The organism is Alteromonas sp. I10 (assembly GCF_003201515.1).
GTDB classification, from domain to species: domain Bacteria; phylum Pseudomonadota; class Gammaproteobacteria; order Enterobacterales; family Alteromonadaceae; genus Alteromonas; species Alteromonas macleodii.
The window spans coordinates 127,000-143,904 of sequence record NZ_QJJN01000007.1 but is presented as its reverse complement, the minus strand read 5'-3'; the positions used below and the strand labels follow the sequence as shown (position 1 = coordinate 143,904).

At 40.6% G+C, this 16,905-nt stretch carries 15 protein-coding genes; 6 read left to right on the top strand and 9 right to left on the bottom strand.

Annotated features, from left to right (window positions below; all coding sequences use genetic code 11):
- Positions 1-23: 23 nt before the first annotated feature.
- Positions 24-503 carry a hypothetical protein gene (locus BZA03_RS14355; protein WP_039227669.1) on the top strand — a complete coding sequence of 160 codons (480 nt, stop codon included), beginning with the start codon at positions 24-26 and terminating at the stop codon, positions 501-503.
- A 122-nt stretch (positions 504-625) separates the two neighbouring features.
- Here the strand turns inward: BZA03_RS14355 and bfr (BZA03_RS14350) are convergent, their stop codons facing one another.
- The 3 genes from bfr (BZA03_RS14350) to BZA03_RS14340 all read right to left on the bottom strand — a co-directional run bounded on the left by bfr (BZA03_RS14350) (position 626) and on the right by BZA03_RS14340 (position 3,276).
- Positions 626-1,093 carry a bacterioferritin gene (gene bfr / locus BZA03_RS14350; protein ID WP_014949587.1) on the bottom strand — a complete coding sequence of 156 codons (468 nt, stop codon included), beginning with the start codon at positions 1,091-1,093 and terminating at the stop codon, positions 626-628.
- Complete coding sequence (gene bfr, locus BZA03_RS14345; protein WP_014949586.1) at positions 1,093-1,569, bottom strand: bacterioferritin; 477 nt, start codon at positions 1,567-1,569, stop codon at positions 1,093-1,095. The genes bfr (BZA03_RS14350) and bfr (BZA03_RS14345) overlap by 1 nt, the downstream gene beginning before the upstream one ends.
- A 135-nt stretch (positions 1,570-1,704) precedes the next feature.
- Entirely contained in the window at positions 1,705-3,276 is a 1,572-nt protein-coding gene (locus BZA03_RS14340; RefSeq protein WP_014949585.1) for a cation:proton antiporter family protein, read from the bottom strand.
- A 339-nt stretch (positions 3,277-3,615) separates the two neighbouring features.
- Here BZA03_RS14340 and BZA03_RS14335 point away from each other — a divergent pair, with 339 nt between their 5' ends.
- Positions 3,616-5,247 (top strand): FMN-binding glutamate synthase family protein, encoded by a 1,632-nt coding sequence (locus BZA03_RS14335; RefSeq protein WP_110289134.1) that lies wholly within the window; start codon positions 3,616-3,618, stop codon positions 5,245-5,247.
- Positions 5,248-5,325: 78 nt separating this feature from the next.
- Here BZA03_RS14335 and BZA03_RS14330 read toward each other — a convergent pair whose 3' ends face one another.
- A complete protein-coding gene (locus tag BZA03_RS14330) occupies positions 5,326-5,802 on the bottom strand; it encodes a c-type cytochrome (protein ID WP_014949583.1) in 477 nt (158 codons plus the stop codon).
- Between the two features lie 203 nt (positions 5,803-6,005).
- Between BZA03_RS14330 and BZA03_RS14325 the strand changes: the two genes are divergently transcribed.
- Both BZA03_RS14325 and BZA03_RS14320 read left to right on the top strand, forming a co-directional pair.
- Positions 6,006-6,428 (top strand): universal stress protein, encoded by a 423-nt coding sequence (locus BZA03_RS14325; protein WP_014949582.1) that lies wholly within the window; start codon positions 6,006-6,008, stop codon positions 6,426-6,428.
- Positions 6,429-6,553: 125 nt separating this feature from the next.
- Positions 6,554-6,910, top strand: a complete 357-nt coding sequence (locus BZA03_RS14320) for a diacylglycerol kinase (RefSeq protein WP_014976618.1) — start codon at positions 6,554-6,556, stop codon at positions 6,908-6,910.
- A gap of 38 nt (positions 6,911-6,948) precedes the next feature.
- On the opposite strand, the gene BZA03_RS14315 is transcribed toward BZA03_RS14320, so the two are convergent.
- From BZA03_RS14315 to BZA03_RS14305, 3 genes are all read right to left on the bottom strand, one after another.
- A complete protein-coding gene (locus BZA03_RS14315; protein WP_014949580.1) occupies positions 6,949-7,299 on the bottom strand; it encodes a hypothetical protein in 351 nt (116 codons plus the stop codon).
- Positions 7,300-7,503: 204 nt separating this feature from the next.
- Positions 7,504-8,700: a tyrosine-type recombinase/integrase gene (locus BZA03_RS14310; RefSeq protein WP_110289133.1), complete on the bottom strand. Its 1,197-nt coding sequence runs from the start codon at positions 8,698-8,700 to the stop codon at positions 7,504-7,506.
- A gap of 1,753 nt (positions 8,701-10,453) precedes the next feature.
- Complete coding sequence (locus BZA03_RS14305) at positions 10,454-11,758, bottom strand: DUF2254 domain-containing protein (protein ID WP_110289132.1); 1,305 nt, start codon at positions 11,756-11,758, stop codon at positions 10,454-10,456.
- Positions 11,759-11,918: 160 nt separating this feature from the next.
- Here BZA03_RS14305 and BZA03_RS14300 point away from each other — a divergent pair, with 160 nt between their 5' ends.
- Positions 11,919-12,608 (top strand): response regulator transcription factor, encoded by a 690-nt coding sequence (locus BZA03_RS14300; RefSeq protein ID WP_014949577.1) that lies wholly within the window; start codon positions 11,919-11,921, stop codon positions 12,606-12,608.
- Positions 12,605-13,978 carry a sensor histidine kinase gene (locus BZA03_RS14295; protein WP_110289131.1) on the top strand — a complete coding sequence of 458 codons (1,374 nt, stop codon included), beginning with the start codon at positions 12,605-12,607 and terminating at the stop codon, positions 13,976-13,978. The genes BZA03_RS14300 and BZA03_RS14295 overlap by 4 nt, the downstream gene beginning before the upstream one ends.
- A gap of 19 nt (positions 13,979-13,997) precedes the next feature.
- On the opposite strand, the gene BZA03_RS14290 is transcribed toward BZA03_RS14295, so the two are convergent.
- Both BZA03_RS14290 and BZA03_RS14285 read right to left on the bottom strand, forming a co-directional pair.
- Entirely contained in the window at positions 13,998-15,119 is a 1,122-nt protein-coding gene (locus BZA03_RS14290; protein ID WP_110289130.1) for a heparan-alpha-glucosaminide N-acetyltransferase domain-containing protein, read from the bottom strand.
- A gap of 44 nt (positions 15,120-15,163) precedes the next feature.
- Positions 15,164-16,705 (bottom strand): PepSY domain-containing protein, encoded by a 1,542-nt coding sequence (locus BZA03_RS14285; protein WP_039227684.1) that lies wholly within the window; start codon positions 16,703-16,705, stop codon positions 15,164-15,166.
- Positions 16,706-16,905 lie beyond the last annotated feature (200 nt).

Sequence of the window (16,905 nt, the reverse complement as noted above, 5' to 3'; positions counted from 1 at the left end):
AAGAAATACACAAAATTTAAGAAATGCTAAATAACGATAACAATAAACGATCAAAAATTTTACATTCCCAGCTTCCATTAGTGGCTATTATTGTTGTAGCCGTGTGTGTATACCTTGCACATAAATTCCAGTCATCGGTGTTAAAAGACACTAGCGTAGTTAATGGAATAGGAAACAGCTGCAACTTTGTCAATGAAACTTGCGAATTCTTAATTGATGACAGGTTAGCAATTGCCACTTTTTCAGCCATGCCTGAAGCCGAAGAGTCAGTAACGGTTAAGCTCTTAGTTCCTGAAGGAGAGGAAATAGAGAGCGCATGGATTGAAGGGGTAAACATGTATATGGGCAAAATTCCCGTGCTGTTAGATAACGATGGTCAAGGAAAGTGGTCAGGTTGGTTTATGTTAGGTAGCTGTAGTGAGCCAGTTATGAAATGGCAGCTACGTCTAAATATTAAAGATAAAGAAAGCCCCAGCTATTTGTATTTTGTTACACAGCAGTAACTGTATTAAAAGCAATAAGACTCTCCCTAAAGAAAGGGGAGTAAACAAGCAAAAAAGGCCGCTCTTTATTTAAGAGCGGCCTTTTATTAATTACCTGTAAATTGTAGCGTGAACGCTATTTCTTACATTTGAGACTGAAGGTAGTTTTGAATACCTAGTCGCTTAATAAGGCCAAGCTGCTGCTCTAGCCAGTGTGCGTGATCCATCTCTGTATCGTCTAGTAGTACAATTAGCATGTCACGAGTAACATAGTCTTTCTCGGTTTCACAAAGCGCAATAACTTCACGTAACTTTGCATCAACTTCATATTCAACACGTAAATCGCTTTCTAGCATCTCAGGTACATCTTTACCCACTTTGAAGCCTGTGCGCTTCGTCATGTCAGGCGTACCTTCTAAAAACAGCATGCGTTCTATTAGCTTAGTTGCATGTCCACGCTCGTCATCAAATTCATGATCGATGCGTTCGTAAAGCTTATTCAAACCCCAATCAAGATACATCTGAGAGTGAATGAAATACTGATCCATGGCGGCTAACTCATAAGAGAGTAGTTCGTTTAAGCCATTGATGATTGCTTGGTTACCTTTCATTAGTCATCTCCCATTACTTGCGCTTGTAGGTAGTTCTCTATACCCATAGCATCAATTTGGTATTCTTGCGTTTCAATCCAGTCTAGGTGCTCTTCTTCGTATTCAAGAAGGTCTTCAAGCAAATCACGAGAAACATAATCCTGCTTTTCTTCACACAGCGCGATAGCTTCACGAAGTAGTGGAAGCTGTTCTTTTTGAAAACGCGCATCACATGACAGCATTTCAACGGTATCTTCACCGATATAAAGCTTGCCTAACGCTTGAAGATTAGGAAGGCCCTCAAGGAATAAAATGCGCTCGATAAGATCGTCCGCTTGCTTCATGTCCTTGATAGACTTTTTATAATTCTTTTCGTTAAGTTCAGAAAAACCCCAGTTTTTGAACATACGAGCGTGCAGAAAGTATTGATTTATCGAAGTAAGTTCACTTGTCAGTACTTCGTTCAATTTTGCAACAACTTGTTTATCACCTTGCATTGTGTAAACCCTATTAACGTATTTGCGTGAAGTTTAGTCTAAATTTGACTGCATGTCAAAAAAAGTCTTTGTAAAACAGTTGTTTACAAACGATAACGTTTCTCAATTCATCCATTGTTCGCATTTAGAACAGCATTACTGTTGTGCATGCGCATAAGCAAGACTTTCTTCAGCAAAACCAAGCCCTGCTTCGGTAAAGAAGTTGAAGACTTTATCTACACCGTTTTCTAATAGATGTGATACTTCATCCTCATATCGTGCAATGGCTGCAACTTTTCCAACATAGCCCGCGTTTTTAAGCTGACGTGTGATGTTTATTGAGTCCTGGATAGAAGGCAGAGCAAGCAAAACAAGCTGAATCTGTTTGATATCTAAATTATCCCACAAATCGACGTCTTCACCGTCGCCGCATATTACGTTTAAGCCTTCGTCTGATAACTCTTTTACTTTTACTCGGTCGGCGTCCATTCCCCATACGCTCACATCACTTAATTTAGATAACGCATTGAAGGCACCGCGACCAACTCGTCCCATCCCCAACACTAAAAACTCCGCGTTGTGGAGAGTAGGATAAATGTCTTCTTTTAAGCGCTCGTTTTTCTCAAAACGTTTAATGGTGTGTTTATGATTGTGATATTGAGAATGAGAATTGCGATAGAGCACGCTGGTGATAACGAATGAAATAGATACGGCTAAAGCAATCACCACTAACCAAGAGTTTGCCAATAAACCTAATGAAACGGCTAGTGCGCCAACAATAAGGCCAAATTCACTGTAATTTGAAAGCACCAAGCTGCTCAAGTAAGCCGTGCGACCGCGAAGGCGAAGTGACGTAAATAAGCCGAAAAAGAGTGCTGCTTTTAACGGTATAAATAAGCAGAACACGATAGCTAGGACAATCATACTAAGATCGGGAAGGGCGGTAAGACCGATAGTAAGGAAGAAGCCGATTAAGAAGAGATCCTTAAAACTAAGCAGCGACTTCGCTAGCTCCGAAGCCTTTTCATGTTGGGCTAACATGATTCCAAAGATTAGTGCCCCAAGATCGCCTTTAATGTTAACCAGCTCAAACAAGTGATAGCCACCTAAGGCGAGGATAAAGCCAGTAAGTGGAAGCAGTTCACCGTGGCCCGACTTATTAATCATTTTGTTTATGATTGGCATTGCTGGGAATAAGGCCAACAACGCAAGCGCCCACACAGAGGGGAGCTTTCCAGTTGCTGCAACAAGGAAGATAACAGCAAAAACGTCTTGCATGACCAAAATGCCAATGGCAAGGCGGCCGTGACGGGTTTTACTTTCGCCACTTTCTTCTAATACTTTAACCACGCACACTGTGCTACTGAAACTAAGGGCAAAAGCGATAAGCGCAGCGCTTTTCCATGTAAGCCCATCAACGAAATTTGCAGCAACCGCACCTATCGCATAGACGCAACAGGTAATAACGCCCACCCATACTAAGGTATGTGAAACGCTTCCCGCCCAAACTTCTCGACGACTCAAATCGCGGATGTTAAGTTTCAGACCGATGGTAAAGAGCATAATGGTGATGCCCAAGTTGGCTATTTGGGTTAAATCTTCAGTGAGCGTGTAGCCTGCAAAATTTAATAAAAAGCCAGCTACCAAGTAGCCAACTAAAGGAGGAATGCCAATAAGTTTAACCGTTAAGCCGCAAACAAATGCGAAAAGAAGAAATGCATACTCCATGAATTACCTTTCAGAAAATGTTGAACGTAAAATCCGTTACCTTTGTATAGGTCACATCATCTATTAACCAGTGATAGCTACAAATCGCTCTCTCAACTCGCTAATTGAAAGGTTTTAGACTAGCATGCAATGGCTTGTTTTCGCAGCTAAAAAAGCATTGTAATTGCATATTTTGGTAACGCGTAACCCAATTGAGCTAAAAGCCGGCTCAGTATATTTAACTCCTAAATCAGTCATTTACCGCTAAAGTAAATCTAGTTCCCGATTTCAGGTGTATTGAACAGGGTTGTAGGCATATTATTTTGTTTTGATATGACCAAAAATAAAGAAGGACTTTGAATGCGTTTAACAATTCTAACTGTGCTAACCCTGCTGGTCGCTTTCAATGTGGTGATTGGCGTATTGTGGGCGCCCGTGTGGTGGTTTTTACTTTTATCAGTCACGCTACTCATTTTTGGTCTATATGATGCCTTCCAAACAAAACATGCCATTTTAAAGAACTTTCCATTAATTGGCAGGGTACGATGGACTGTCGAGGGACTAAGGCCCTACATCCAGCAATACATCATAGAAACCGATACTGGCGGAGCACCTATTTCTCGCATGTTTCGTTCGATTGTTTATCAACGTGCGAAAAACAGTAGAGAAACTGTTCCCTTCGGTACTCAGCTAGATACGTATAAAGATGGCTATGAGTGGATTGGCCATTCTTTATCTGCTCGCGAAGTGGAAGACATGGATGAAGATCCCCGAGTGACGGTAGGTGGCCCTCATTGCAAAAAGCCGTATCGTGCAAGCATACTTAACATAAGCGCAATGAGCTTTGGAAGCTTGTCAAAAAATGCCATTTTGGCGCTAAATAAAGGTGCTGCAAAAGGCGGGTTTTACCATAACACAGGTGAGGGTGGTTTAACCCCATATCACCTCGAAAACGGTGGCGATATCGTTTGGCAAATTGGTACGGGATACTTTGGTTGTAGAAGTAAAGATGGCGGTTTCGATCCTGTTCTTTTTGAAGAAAAAGCCAAACTCGACAATGTGAAAATGATAGAAATAAAGCTAAGCCAGGGCGCTAAGCCTGGACATGGTGGTATTTTACCAGCGTATAAAAATACCCCTGAAATAGCTAAAATAAGAGGTGTTGAGCCTGGAACTCAAGTTGATTCTCCCCCTAGACATAAAGCGTTTGCAACGCCTTTAGGAATGGTTGATTTTATTAGTCAGTTACGCAAGTTAAGTGGCTATAAACCAGTGGGTATTAAGCTGGCGCTGGGTAGAAAAAGTGAGTTCATTGCCATGTGCAAAGCCATGGTTGAGAAGGACGTAACGCCAGATTTTATAACGGTAGACGGGGGCGAAGGAGGTACCGGCGCCGCACCGCTTGAGTACACGAACTCTATAGGATTTCCTCTGCGTGAAGCGTTGGCGTTTGTTGACGATTGTCTCACTGGTTTTGGTATTCGCGACAAAATTAAAATTATTGCTTCTGGAAAAATCATTACCGCTTTTCAGTTAGCGAAAAATCTAAGTTTGGGCGCCGATCTATGTAACAGTGCGCGAGGAATGATGTTGGCACTTGGATGTGTTCAGTCGCTGTCGTGCAATACGAATAAATGTCCGACCGGTGTAGCAACGCAAGACCCTAAGCTTGCCAAGGGCTTAAACGTTGAAGACAAGTACGAGCGCGTGTACCGCTTTCACAAAAAAACTATTCATGCGCTGATGGATATCTTGTCTTCTACTGGACATGTGAGAACTAGCGAACTAAATCGTACCCATATATTTAGGCGAGTAGATCAGTGTAATATTGCGCGTTACGACGAAATTTTCCCGTTAGTTAAAACAGGAAGTTTCTTAACTGACGACGTTCCCGATAGATTTAAATTACACTTAAAGGAAGCAAATTCTGAAAGCTTTATGCCTTGTAGTTTATTGGCAGAAATAGAGAAAGAAACGAAAGCGGTATCTTAAAAAAACTAAGCCATGACTCCTAATCAAATACCAATTGTGGAGTCACGCTTAACGATTTTTAATGCCTAAAACTGCGAGTTAATCTTTAGATTGCTCGCTTGGAATACGCAGTTGATAGAGGCGGTAATCACTAGTCCTGTAGGGTGTTACTTTATATTTAGGCTGAAGATACGCCACTAAATCTATTAGTTCAGAAACCGTTAGCTCGTCGTTTACAACTCGCATTAATGACACACCGTCTTCGCTGGTGAAACTGGCAGGCTGTCGAGGAGTTAGTTTGTGTGATGGGTTAATAATACTTGTCACCAACTCTGCATAAGTTTTAATTCTTCCACTGCTGCCTCCCAACGGAATAGGCTTCGCGACTAGGTATTGCGCATTGTCGGACTCTTTTTCTCCTGCAATTCTGTGACAGTCTTGGCACTGATACTTTTTAAATACCAAATAGCCTTTTTCCATATTGCCTTCGGGCAAGCTAAAGCCGCGAGGTGACTGCGCGCCCTGGTCACAGGCGAAAAGGAGAAGCGTTGCTATAACAACTATTGCCGTTTTCATACTCATTTCCCTCTTTCTTTTACGGTAAAGATGCGTAACGTTCGCTAGAACTAATGTGTATACACTGATTATGAATGAGGCTGCAGACTAATCATTGACCTAGCTCAAAGAATAATTATTTGTATAGCACTACTATTTAATGGAATTAGTTAACGGTATGGTAGAAAAGCACTGCTACCTAACAAAAATTGAGGACAGCCACAATGCAAGGTTACGAGACAATTTTAGTACCTATAGATATTTATTCTGACTACGAATTAGTGGTGGAGAAAGCCATTGCAATAGCGGGCAATAGTCACAAAATTCACCTCCTGTATGTTGCTTATCCACAAACCAATGTAGAGCCTTACGGACTATTTTTAGAACGGGATTTTTCAGAGGAAGTAAGAGAGCAGGCATTAAGGCAATTAAAAGACGTTGCCGCAAAACATGATATACCTTACAGCCACATCAATGTAGAGATAGGTTCTCCTGCTGATGAGATTCACCATATGGCCGAAAAGATTAATGCAGATCTCATTGTTGTCGGCACCCATGGCCAGAGCGGTCTTCGTTTGTTACTTGGGTCAACGGCCAATGCAGTACTACATGGTGTTAAAACAGACGTGCTAGCTGTGAAAGTATAAATTAATGCGGCGATTAGCGTCGAAAATGCTTTAAATATCCATGATAAATACCTTCGCCGTCATGTAGATGTAATGAAGGTCAGTTACGTTTTGAAAGGCTGTAACTAATCTTAAAATTACTTATCATGATAACGAAACGGACAGGTATATTACGCGTACTCTATGCCACTTACTATTCACTTAAGGGGCTTCGAGCAGCCTTTTTAAGTGAAGCTGCGGTCAGACAAGAAATTTTCGCAATATTGATAATGACACCTGTAGCGTTTTTCATCGACGTTACGCATGTAGAACGTATATTGCTGGTGATATCTTTACTGATAGTGCTTATCACTGAGCTACTCAACACGGCTATTGAGAAACTCTGTGACCATGTCAGTACAGACATCCATTTATTAATAGGGCGTGCTAAAGATATCGGCTCGGCAGCAGTGTTCATCAGCCTAATGATGGCCGGCTTTACGTGGATTAGCATTCTTTGGTAGTGCAATTTGCGATTTATAGGCGGAAAGAAAGCCCTAACTTATAGGGCTTTGATTTTCTGGTCACAACATTCTGAAACTAAGGTTCTAATTGTGCTATCTAAGTTTTTAATGTGCGAATAATGCAATGAAGTTTCACCACCGTTATTGATATCTTTTATCGTAAAAACAACATCATCGCCTCGTGAAGTTACGCAGATTCTCACGTAATCATCAGATTGAGCTAATGGCACGTGGAGATATAACGGCTCATTGTTTGAGTTTAAATAATCTAGTGCTGCTTCTTGTGACTTGAATGGGTCTTGCTTCTCGGGTTGGACATTCCATGACGACGAGGGAACCACCATTTCCGCGAGTAATTTTCCATGCTTTGTATCAATACCGCTACTCATATATCACTCCTTTTACTTGAATGTTTGCCAACTTAGAAAACCTATTCATTAATATAGGTTTAGGGCAAATTTACCTTTTGATACGCGAGTAATACAGTTTCAGATTGGTAAAAGGATGTAGAGAGTAGGTGAGTTAGACATTGTTACTGATGTCGCTGGTTATGCGTAACCATGCATTAATTAAGTTACTGTATTTAATGAGCTTTATCTTTTTCGTTTTGCCGACAATTTTGCCATTCCACCACGCTTTACGTTAGCCTGTTTTGTATAATGCCCAGGCATTTCCGGTGATTGCCAACCTCCAGCCAGTTGAAGCTCGGGTAAAGATGCGCCATCTTCGGCTAGAGAAACTGCACCACCAACACGACCGCTATGAGGGGTAATGTTTTCGCTAATACCTGCGCGTTGAGCAATACGTTGCCAAATCCGATAGACGCTCGAATAGTTAAGTACATTTGCCTTATGGCTGGGAATGTTCTCATCAAATGGCAAAAGTGCTGTTTTATGATTTGTTAGTCGTCTAAACAAAACGCCTTTGTGCAGGCCGCGTAAATCTGAAGAAAGGCGGGTTGCTTTAGTCTTTGGATCAAGATTAGCTTCGTTAATATACTCTTGAACCATTGATATAGTGCTGGAAGAAATATAGCGATATTGACCTTGGCCAGACTGGTCGCTTTTCGAAGAAACAACCAACAGGGTGTTATTACGCGCAGATATATCCTCGATGCAAACTCGAACTAATTCATCAGCGCGAAGCAATGCATCAAACATCAGGTTAATGATTGCAAGGTCGCGGAGCTCTAATAGAGAATCAGGAATAATTGCATTGTTTATTTGTTCAAGCATATCTATGGTAAGCGGTACCGCTTGTTTGTGAGACAAGCGAAACTTTCTATTCTCTATAAGCGATAAACGGATGAAGTCTCTTAGATACGCTGATCTAATAATAGGGTTTGGCAATTTAGCCACGCCTAAAAATTTACTAAGGGCAGATAACCGACGCTTGATGGTTCTATAGGCTAGGGGAGAACGGCACAACGCTTCGACATATTGTTTAATGCAGACCTCATTGTGTTCGAAGTTGTTCTTAAAGCCACTTAATCCAGCTTGCTTACAAAAAATTGCGAACTCATTGTAGTCACTAATGTACGCCCGTTGTGTGTTGTATGGAAGCTTGGTAAAAATATCTTGATAATAGCTTTCAACGTTTTTATCAGAAGATGAACATTGACTTGTTGTTAGGTCGTCAGAACCTGACGTGTGCTGCTTACCACGAGAGTACTCGACACCAAAAGCTGGAACCGTCGCGCTACTTGAGTCTTGTGGCTGTGAGCTGCTATCACTGTTGCTGCTAACTAATTGAGTTGTGAGCAAGTATGAGCTATTAGTTTTTGAGGGCATTGAGCAACCTGGTGAAGACATTATTGTAACTATTATGCTAGTTTTAACAGAAATTGATAAGCTATTGATATATAACAATATTCACGCATGATAACTGTAATTATCATGCGTGAAGTTACGCACTAATCCATTCATCACTCCACAAACCGCTTTACTATTATAATCTCAAGTACAGTGCTACTCTATCACATCACTGTATATATAAACAGTTTGGGTGTTTCAATGCCGTCAATTGTTGGCCTATCTCGTAATTATTCCAAACCATATCGCTAGGTAAGGCTTGTGGCCTGCTGAAAGAGTACGTTTTTTGTGCAATTCAAATCGTGCGCTACGTGAAATCTGCAAGGTAACACCCCGAATGCGCGCTCAGATTTCACGTAGCGACGCCTAAAAAAATAATCTGAAAAGTGATGAAAAAACACCTTAAGAGCTTATTTATTAAAGAAGTACTTCACATGATTTACTTCCAACATGTTTGCTGGCTAATCGCACATTTTTCAAAACCAAACGAGTTAAAAATAAACGTTACAAAAGCGGAATAGGCGATAACCTAGAAGTTATTACCTTTGCTTTTTATACGCTTTTCATAGAGCGCCTATCTAATATCGACTACAGTACGACGATAATAAGACGTCGATACGGTACGTAGCCGAACAAACGACGTCTACGCAGATATGAATTCAATAAACATCGCGTCGATAATTATTAATTCTACTTGCTATCCACGCCACCCAACTTTAAAACAACGAACGGTCTCCATGCACGATGTTTAATTTAATAAGAAGTATAGATAATTGATGGTATTTAAAATAAAGAGCAATCAATAAATGAGTTTTACGGGCCGTAATTATTACATGTAACGCTAAATGTTAGAAAAATCTTAACCTTACAGCTAGTCGTCTTATCTTAGAAATAATTAGGATCCTTTATTTAATTCATCAGCGTTAAGCCTTTGGTTATTTGAGCTAGTAATTAATATCACAAGCTGTGCATTCATTATTTAAAGTAAAGAAGACTAAAGCTTGATAAATGTTTTTAGGAACATGATTAAGTCTATTATTTATCTGTGCTAGTTGTCATTAAACCTTACGAATACCTAAATATTACGAGAAGGATAGCGTAAAGCACCTTGCAAAGCTCCATCTGGCTCATTCACCATCAATTTTGATATTCTATTTAACATAATATACATTATGCGTAATTTAGTGTGTGGAAGATTAGAGCGTTGATGTCACTCTATTCGGATGTTTTGTTGGCTGTGATTACTTACAGACTTTTATGCGCGGCAGCTGCTTTTGTGCTTCGTCCTTACCGCACTTGCTTCACTTGTGTCAGTGGTTTTTATTGAAAGTTGCTATGAACTTTGGATTTAGACATGGGATTTATAAATCGTGCGCTACGTGAAATCTGTAGCACTACACCTCGCAAAATGGATTTTAATTCACGTAGCGTCACGTTAGTTTTTTAATTAATTATGGGTACAACTAACAAGCAGAAAGACGCAGTCTTTGTATTTTTATACTAGGCTTTAATTTATTAAATGTGGATTTTTAGCTATTTAGAATGTTGCTGTGCTTATCTGAGTTGTAGTTAATCAGATTAAATCTGATTAAATCTGATTAACTACAAAAAGACACTCGATCGATCATTTACGTAGATTACATGGTTTGTGGTATGTAGAGATTATATAGACTGGCTAGCTGTTTACTTTAAGCATTTTTAGCAGTGATTTTGGCAGTAATAACTTACACGTTTAGTTATCATTATGAACGCGCTCAATTCGCTTAATATCGTCTTCGTAATCCAATGCCAACTTTGCACGTTCGTAACTTTGCTTTGCTAACTTAGACGCCGCCTCAACAAAATCTCTTTCTATGCTTGTACCTCCATCTTTAAAGCACGCTTTAATTGTTTTTAGTGACTTTTGTATTCGGATAGCAACTTCAATATTAGCAGCACCATCACGGGCAATGCTGGTGTAAGCATCGTCAAATAGATCATTCACATTTAACGCAGGCAATGAAATGCGGTCATATTTAAACTCCTCATGCTGAGCGCTATCGTTTTGTGAGTTTTCGGTTTCAGTTTCGGATTTGGGCTTGTGCCACAACAACATAAGGCGTGTAATGCTGCTAATGGTATTTATTGCAGTACCATGGTCATTAACCGATGGGGATAATGCACGAGATGCAATTTCGGCTAGTACGATAAAGCCAAAGCGAGGATCAGCCTCAAAGGATCTGGCTTCACCTATAGTAAATGCGTCAACAATTTCATCTGATACTACCTTTTTATTTGAATATGCTATGGCACGCTCTGGTGAAACAAACTCACCGGGTAACATGGCAACATTGATAAAACCGTCGTTTTTATCAGCCCAGTGTTGCAGCTTGGCAATGTCTATAAGCTGAATATAGCCCACTTGTTTAGTATAAATGGCATGCGTCCCCTGCTCTTTTTTTTGCTCTTGCGGTACTGCGCCTAAGCACGGCATATCTATTCTATTTTTAATTGCGCGTGTCGTGGCGTGCTCCACTTTTAATAACGTTGACCCCACGCGCCCTAATCGTGCAACGCTGTCTACCCACCGGATAAAAGTTAAAATAACTATCGAAAAAGCCAGACAGGTTAGACAAAATAAAATGAAAAGCCCGGCTTCATCGAAAAAAGCTTGAGTCATTGCAGTAAGCGCTACAGCACTATAGATAAATGCGCCTATGAAAACTGACAGAGCATTTTGTGATACATCATCGGATATTATAAGGCTTAGAGAACGCGGCGTTGACGACTGACTGGCCGAAGCATAAGCATTAACCATGGTACCTGCAGAAAACGTGGCGATCACCATCATGCTAGATGCCATAATTGAAAGCAGTGTTTCAACTGATTCGGGTTTTATTTCAGGAATATGCTCAGCCAATGAAGTCCCGTCTGCTACTTTCGCGACGAATACAGCAAAGATTGAGAGCAAACAAAAGCCAAGAGGTTTTACCCAAAGCTTTTCTTTTACACTGTATAAAAGGAAACGCAGTCTATCTACGGTAATCGGTGCTTCCACATTGTTCTCTTTTTATTAACTTTATTTCACTTAATACGGCAGTTAGGTGTTTTCTGATTTGTCCCAACTCAATTAGCAGGATCCGCCTTAGCATAAAACCTCATTGATAATGATAATCAATATCATTAAAATTGGTTAAAACAGTTTTAAGGTTATCAATATGGACGCTACAAAAATTCTTATCATTGAAGATGATATTACTCTTAATAAACAAATCGCTGCCTTGTTAAAAGACCGAGGCTTCGACGTACATCAATGCCACGACGGCAATCAAGGTCTGGTGACTGCACTTCGTGAAAGGTTCGACCTTATTCTTTTAGATGTATTGCTTCCTAACCTAAATGGTTTCTCGCTGTTAAGCCAACTTCGCAAACGGAAACAAACTCCTGTCATCATGGTTACTGCATGTGGTGCCGAACAAGAGCGTATAAAAGGCTATAGTAACGGTGCAGATGACTACATGCCAAAGCCGTTTAGTTTTGTGGAAATGATGCTTCGTATTGAAGCATTATTGCGTCGCTCTCTAAATGTAAAATCAAATGAAGTAACGAGAAACTCGATCGTCGTTGACGAAATAACACTTGACCGAAGAAACCTGAAGGCCAATTTTGCTGGCAAAGCACTAGATTTAACGTCGACTCAGTTTAAGCTTCTGTGGGTTCTGCTTGAAAATCAGAATGAGGTTTTAAGCAAACCATTACTTTATCAAACTGTTCTGGAAAGAAGTTTCAGCCGGTACGACCGAAGCTTAGATATGCACATGTCCCGAGTGCGAAAGAAACTTATCGAAGCTGGAATGTCCCCTACTCGTCTAGCAACCCAGCACGGCAAAGGCTACTTATTCTCATGAAAAAAGTGTTATTGAGAAAGCTTTTGGTCACTATAGCTTTAGGGACGGTTATTCTTATTTGGGTTATTGATTGGTTGTCAGCACATACAGAAACAACAATGAGTCACCTATCAGTAGAGCATCAGCGTGAACTCGTCGAATATGGCAAAGAGGCTGATTTAATTTACCGAAAAGAAGGTGAATTGGGTTTATCGAACTGGCTTCATGAATTTCAAGATAAAGAAAAAACATGGGCAGCAGTAGTAAAGTCAAACATTCAACCTATTGCGGGAAGCGTCATTCCTCAAAAGTACATTGATGAATTTAGGATAGGCCGCAGCGTGGAATGGAAAATTCACCTCTACTTTGAATATAACCCTATCATGGAGGTTCCTTTCTTAGATGAGAAATCACATCTATTAATCCAATTACCCCAGCGAATGAGACCGGGTGTTTATCTCACCTTTGTGGATATTTTGCTCAAGGTCGCACTGCCTTTTGTCGTTCTGTGTGTAGTGAGTTTAGTGCTTTACAGGCACGTAATGGTGCCATTAAGAAAGTTAGAGCATGCCACGAAAGCTTTCAGTCAAGGGCAGTTTGATGTGCGCGTTAGTAAATCATTTAGCAATAGAAGCGATGAGCTCTTCAACTTATCCGTAACATTTGACGGTATGGCCACACGAATTGGAAAATTAATTTACAACCAGAGAGAACTTTTATCCGATCTGTCTCATGAATTAAGAACTCCGCTAACGCGTATGGATATGGCCATCGATACTATTGAAAATGGTATCAATGACAGTGATACGTTAACTCGGCTTCGCTATGAATCCAACAATATGCGGGCATTAGTCGAAGATACGTTGACACTTGCTTGGCTTAACAATGAATCGCCTGTACTTAACACCGAGACTTTTGATCTTGCTGAATTGATTCAGGTTATTTGCGACGATGCAGCTTTTGAGTATTCCGAAACAAGACTAAATGTAGAATTACCTAACAACGCGGTAATAGATAAGAGTAGTCAACAAGCCCTCGGCCAAGCGATAGAGAACATTATCCGGAATGCCCTTAAATATACGCCAGAGAATAGCGGTGTTGTTGTAACGCTAAAGCAAAATGAAGATGTCTATATGCTTTCCGTCCTGGACTTTGGAAATGGTGTTCCAGAAAGCATGCTTAGCGATATTTTTAAGCCTTTTTTTAGAGTAGATAAGTCCCATGGCCTTCATGTTGTTGGACAAAAACGGGGAGGGTTTGGTTTAGGACTGGCGCTAGCGCAGCGGCAAATTACTGCTGTTGGAGGAAAAATTAAAGCGTTTAACCACTTGATAGCTGACTCAGCAGGCATTGGAGGTTTACAAATTGATATAACGCTACCGAAAAGGTAGCGTTATACAAACGTTATATTCAAGGCTTCAAAGGAACGGCAGAAACATGAGGCTTTGACGCTTTACTACTCTTAGACTTATATTCATGCCAAGGTAATACTAGATAGTGACAGGCCGTTAAAACAACTATCATGGCTACCAAAGTAAATGTCATTGTAAGCTGTTGCAGCCCAACGAGCATTAGCCCCCATCCAATTAATATCCATTGTAAAACATATAGTGCAGTGACGTTTTTACCCCAGAAAGCGAATAGCGTAACCACATAGTTTTGCTCAAAGCGTTCAATGAGTATGTGAGTGGTGTAAATAAAAAGCATCACGATACCTGTCATTAAAAGAACAATACCAGGACCGCTTCTTAGGTTTGTTACAATGTGATATTCAGGGTTAGTGAGCGTGAGCCCTGTACCGAGGATTACACAAACTACGCCTAATATAAGGCACCAAACAAAGTTTAACGTGCCTTTATTTTGTTGCTTTAAGAAGCGACCAAATGCCATACCAGCAATTGGGTATGCCGCCCATGGAAAAATAGGAAACATAACTCCCGCTTCTTCGTTTCCTACAAAAAGCTTCAAAAACTCATTGAGTATAGGTAACGACGTGTACCTATCCCAGACGCTGTGTGATAAAAACGCAATGGCAATAGCCGCGCCGATCCAAATAGAGATTTTATTGGTTGCATGTTTCAATCCTGTACAAAGGAGTAGCGCTATACCTGCGAATTGAAAGACATCACCAATTAAAAATTCACTCAGCGGAGTGTGTGGAGCAACATCTTGGTACGTGACGAGCCCAATTTTAATCGAAAGCCACATGGGAATGGTTCCGCGAACAAAATTCAGTGCGTAACCTAACACAAACAGCGATATTGCTCGTTTGATATCCGCTTTCAGTGTCGATGATGGAGATAGGCCAACAAAAATCCCCATGATAAAGACGAACATTGATGCTGCTGGCCAACCCAATGCGAATTTTACCGTGGCTCCAAATGCACTAAACCGCACTTCAGGTAAGCCATAAAAGTCTAATACATGGATCATAACCATGAGTAAAACAGCAACACCTTTTGCTACGTCAAAAGTTTTCTGCCTGTTAATACTTGGCGTGCCAAAGTGACTAGGTACATAAAATAGTTTCATAGTTTTCACTTGTTTTTATTTTGTCTTTTAAATGTTTGATGTTGCTATTCTTTGCTCTTTTCATCTTTCTCAGAAAACTTTATACCCAACCAAAATAACAGGCAGGCAAAAGCAAAAGAGACGAAGGAAATTGAAAAAGGCCCGGTGTAGCCATTATTTAGAAATTGGATTATTGCTTGGTTATGGCCAAGTGCCTCAATAAGGGATAAAAGTGCAAGAATGAGACCGCTTGCCAGTGCTGTTCGGCTTATCGCTAAATGTACATGCTTAGTGAAAAACGCACCTATGATCGATATGGCATAGACCGCAAAGAAAGCAGTTTCAACAATAAACGACCTGTTGTTTAAATCTGTACCAAGCACTCTCTCGAGTAAAAACGCAAACGCTGTCGCCGGCACGATGCCAGCACATCCACCTAATGTAAGTGCAAATATGCTGTGTTTAAAGCGACTAGAAATACTGCGATTATTTTGAAACTTAGTAAGCCACAACATATTGCCAACAACAATTAAGCCGCATACACCCAGCCCGAGTATGAAAAAAACAATTCTTATATCGACGCCTGCGAAGTGCCCAAAATGCAGTGCGTACAGAAAACGTGTCCCATCGGCGAAGGCATTTCTTTCAGCGGGATTTAAATCTGCTGAAAATTCATTTTCACGCACACGGTAGGTCATATCTATCCGTTGCGAAAAGTTCGATCTATGTTGCCCAATAATACGAATTAGCGCGTTTTCATCACCATAGTTTGTAAGCCTGAGGGAGGAAGCTTTTGCATTCTCTTTCTCTTCCCACGAAGTTATAAGGGTATTCAGGTCTGGCATTTCTCTTTCAATGCCAGTGTAAGATTCGGTTACTCTTGGAAACCCTGTATCGTTTAGTAGCGCAGTCCTGTCTCCATCGTAGATAAACAAGAGTGTCACAATCTGAGAAATCAAACCTAAATTAAACATTAGACCGGTAAGCGCGTACATGAATGTATAGGGTAAGCTCATGACCCCTACTACGTTATGCATGTCTGTAAGTTGATATCGAAGAGTAGTGCTGCCACCTCGATAGTAGAAAAAGTGCGTGATCAGCTTTTTGAACTGAACGACTAGCCCAGTGAAAATGACAACGGTAAAAAACAGGGTCACAATACCGACAATGTGGTCACCCAGTGGCAAATTCAGGTCAATATGGAGGCCATAGAGAAAATCAGCTAAGTGAAAACTGTCTATAGACGCTACCGTTTCTCCATTAACCGGATCAACATAAATTGAAGTCAGTGCATTTTTAGCCGACGGGGTTTCATTTACTGGAAGATGAAGCTCGTATAGAGGCATTGTTTCAGTTGGAAGGACTACAAACATTCTTTGTTGCGTATTCACATCATATTCTGAAAACACTGTGTCCAATATGTTGTTAAGTGGCAGCTGGTCCGAGACTGAACGATATTCTGTATGAGGTAGAACAGACCATGCTTTGATTTCCGGGTAAAACAAAGTAAGAGAGCCTGCCCAAAAAACGATGAATAGAGGAATGGAAATAAATAGCCCTATCCATCCGTGACCTTCCAAGGCTGAACGAATCACGCTGGCTTTCATGCAACTACTCCTAATTTAATTAGTACATTAAGCACAAGTGAAAAAATCAAAACGGAAAGGCATTGAAGCGCTGGCTTTTTAGTCTTTTCGAAACAGAAAAAGTAACTCATTAACCCCGCCCAAATCAAAAATCCAAGTATGTAACCCACCAGCAATTTGACATCTACATCGAATGGTAAAAAGTGGTTAAGATTCAAAAT

Coding starts and splice junctions, on each gene's coding strand:
- BZA03_RS14340 (WP_014949585.1), bottom strand. CDS start 3,276: ATGGAGTATGCATTTCTTCTTTTCGCATTTGTTTGCGGCTTAACGGTT.
- BZA03_RS14300 (WP_014949577.1), top strand. CDS start 11,919: ATGGACGCTACAAAAATTCTTATCATTGAAGATGATATTACTCTTAAT.
- BZA03_RS14335 (WP_110289134.1), top strand. CDS start 3,616: ATGCGTTTAACAATTCTAACTGTGCTAACCCTGCTGGTCGCTTTCAAT.
- BZA03_RS14355 (WP_039227669.1), top strand. CDS start 24: ATGCTAAATAACGATAACAATAAACGATCAAAAATTTTACATTCCCAG.
- BZA03_RS14310 (WP_110289133.1), bottom strand. CDS start 8,700: ATGCCCTCAAAAACTAATAGCTCATACTTGCTCACAACTCAATTAGTT.
- BZA03_RS14285 (WP_039227684.1), bottom strand. CDS start 16,705: ATGAAAGCCAGCGTGATTCGTTCAGCCTTGGAAGGTCACGGATGGATA.
- BZA03_RS14330 (WP_014949583.1), bottom strand. CDS start 5,802: ATGAAAACGGCAATAGTTGTTATAGCAACGCTTCTCCTTTTCGCCTGT.
- bfr (WP_014949586.1), bottom strand. CDS start 1,569: ATGCAAGGTGATAAACAAGTTGTTGCAAAATTGAACGAAGTACTGACA.
- bfr (WP_014949587.1), bottom strand. CDS start 1,093: ATGAAAGGTAACCAAGCAATCATCAATGGCTTAAACGAACTACTCTCT.
- BZA03_RS14290 (WP_110289130.1), bottom strand. CDS start 15,119: ATGAAACTATTTTATGTACCTAGTCACTTTGGCACGCCAAGTATTAAC.
- BZA03_RS14325 (WP_014949582.1), top strand. CDS start 6,006: ATGCAAGGTTACGAGACAATTTTAGTACCTATAGATATTTATTCTGAC.
- BZA03_RS14315 (WP_014949580.1), bottom strand. CDS start 7,299: ATGAGTAGCGGTATTGATACAAAGCATGGAAAATTACTCGCGGAAATG.
- BZA03_RS14320 (WP_014976618.1), top strand. CDS start 6,554: ATGATAACGAAACGGACAGGTATATTACGCGTACTCTATGCCACTTAC.
- BZA03_RS14295 (WP_110289131.1), top strand. CDS start 12,605: ATGAAAAAAGTGTTATTGAGAAAGCTTTTGGTCACTATAGCTTTAGGG.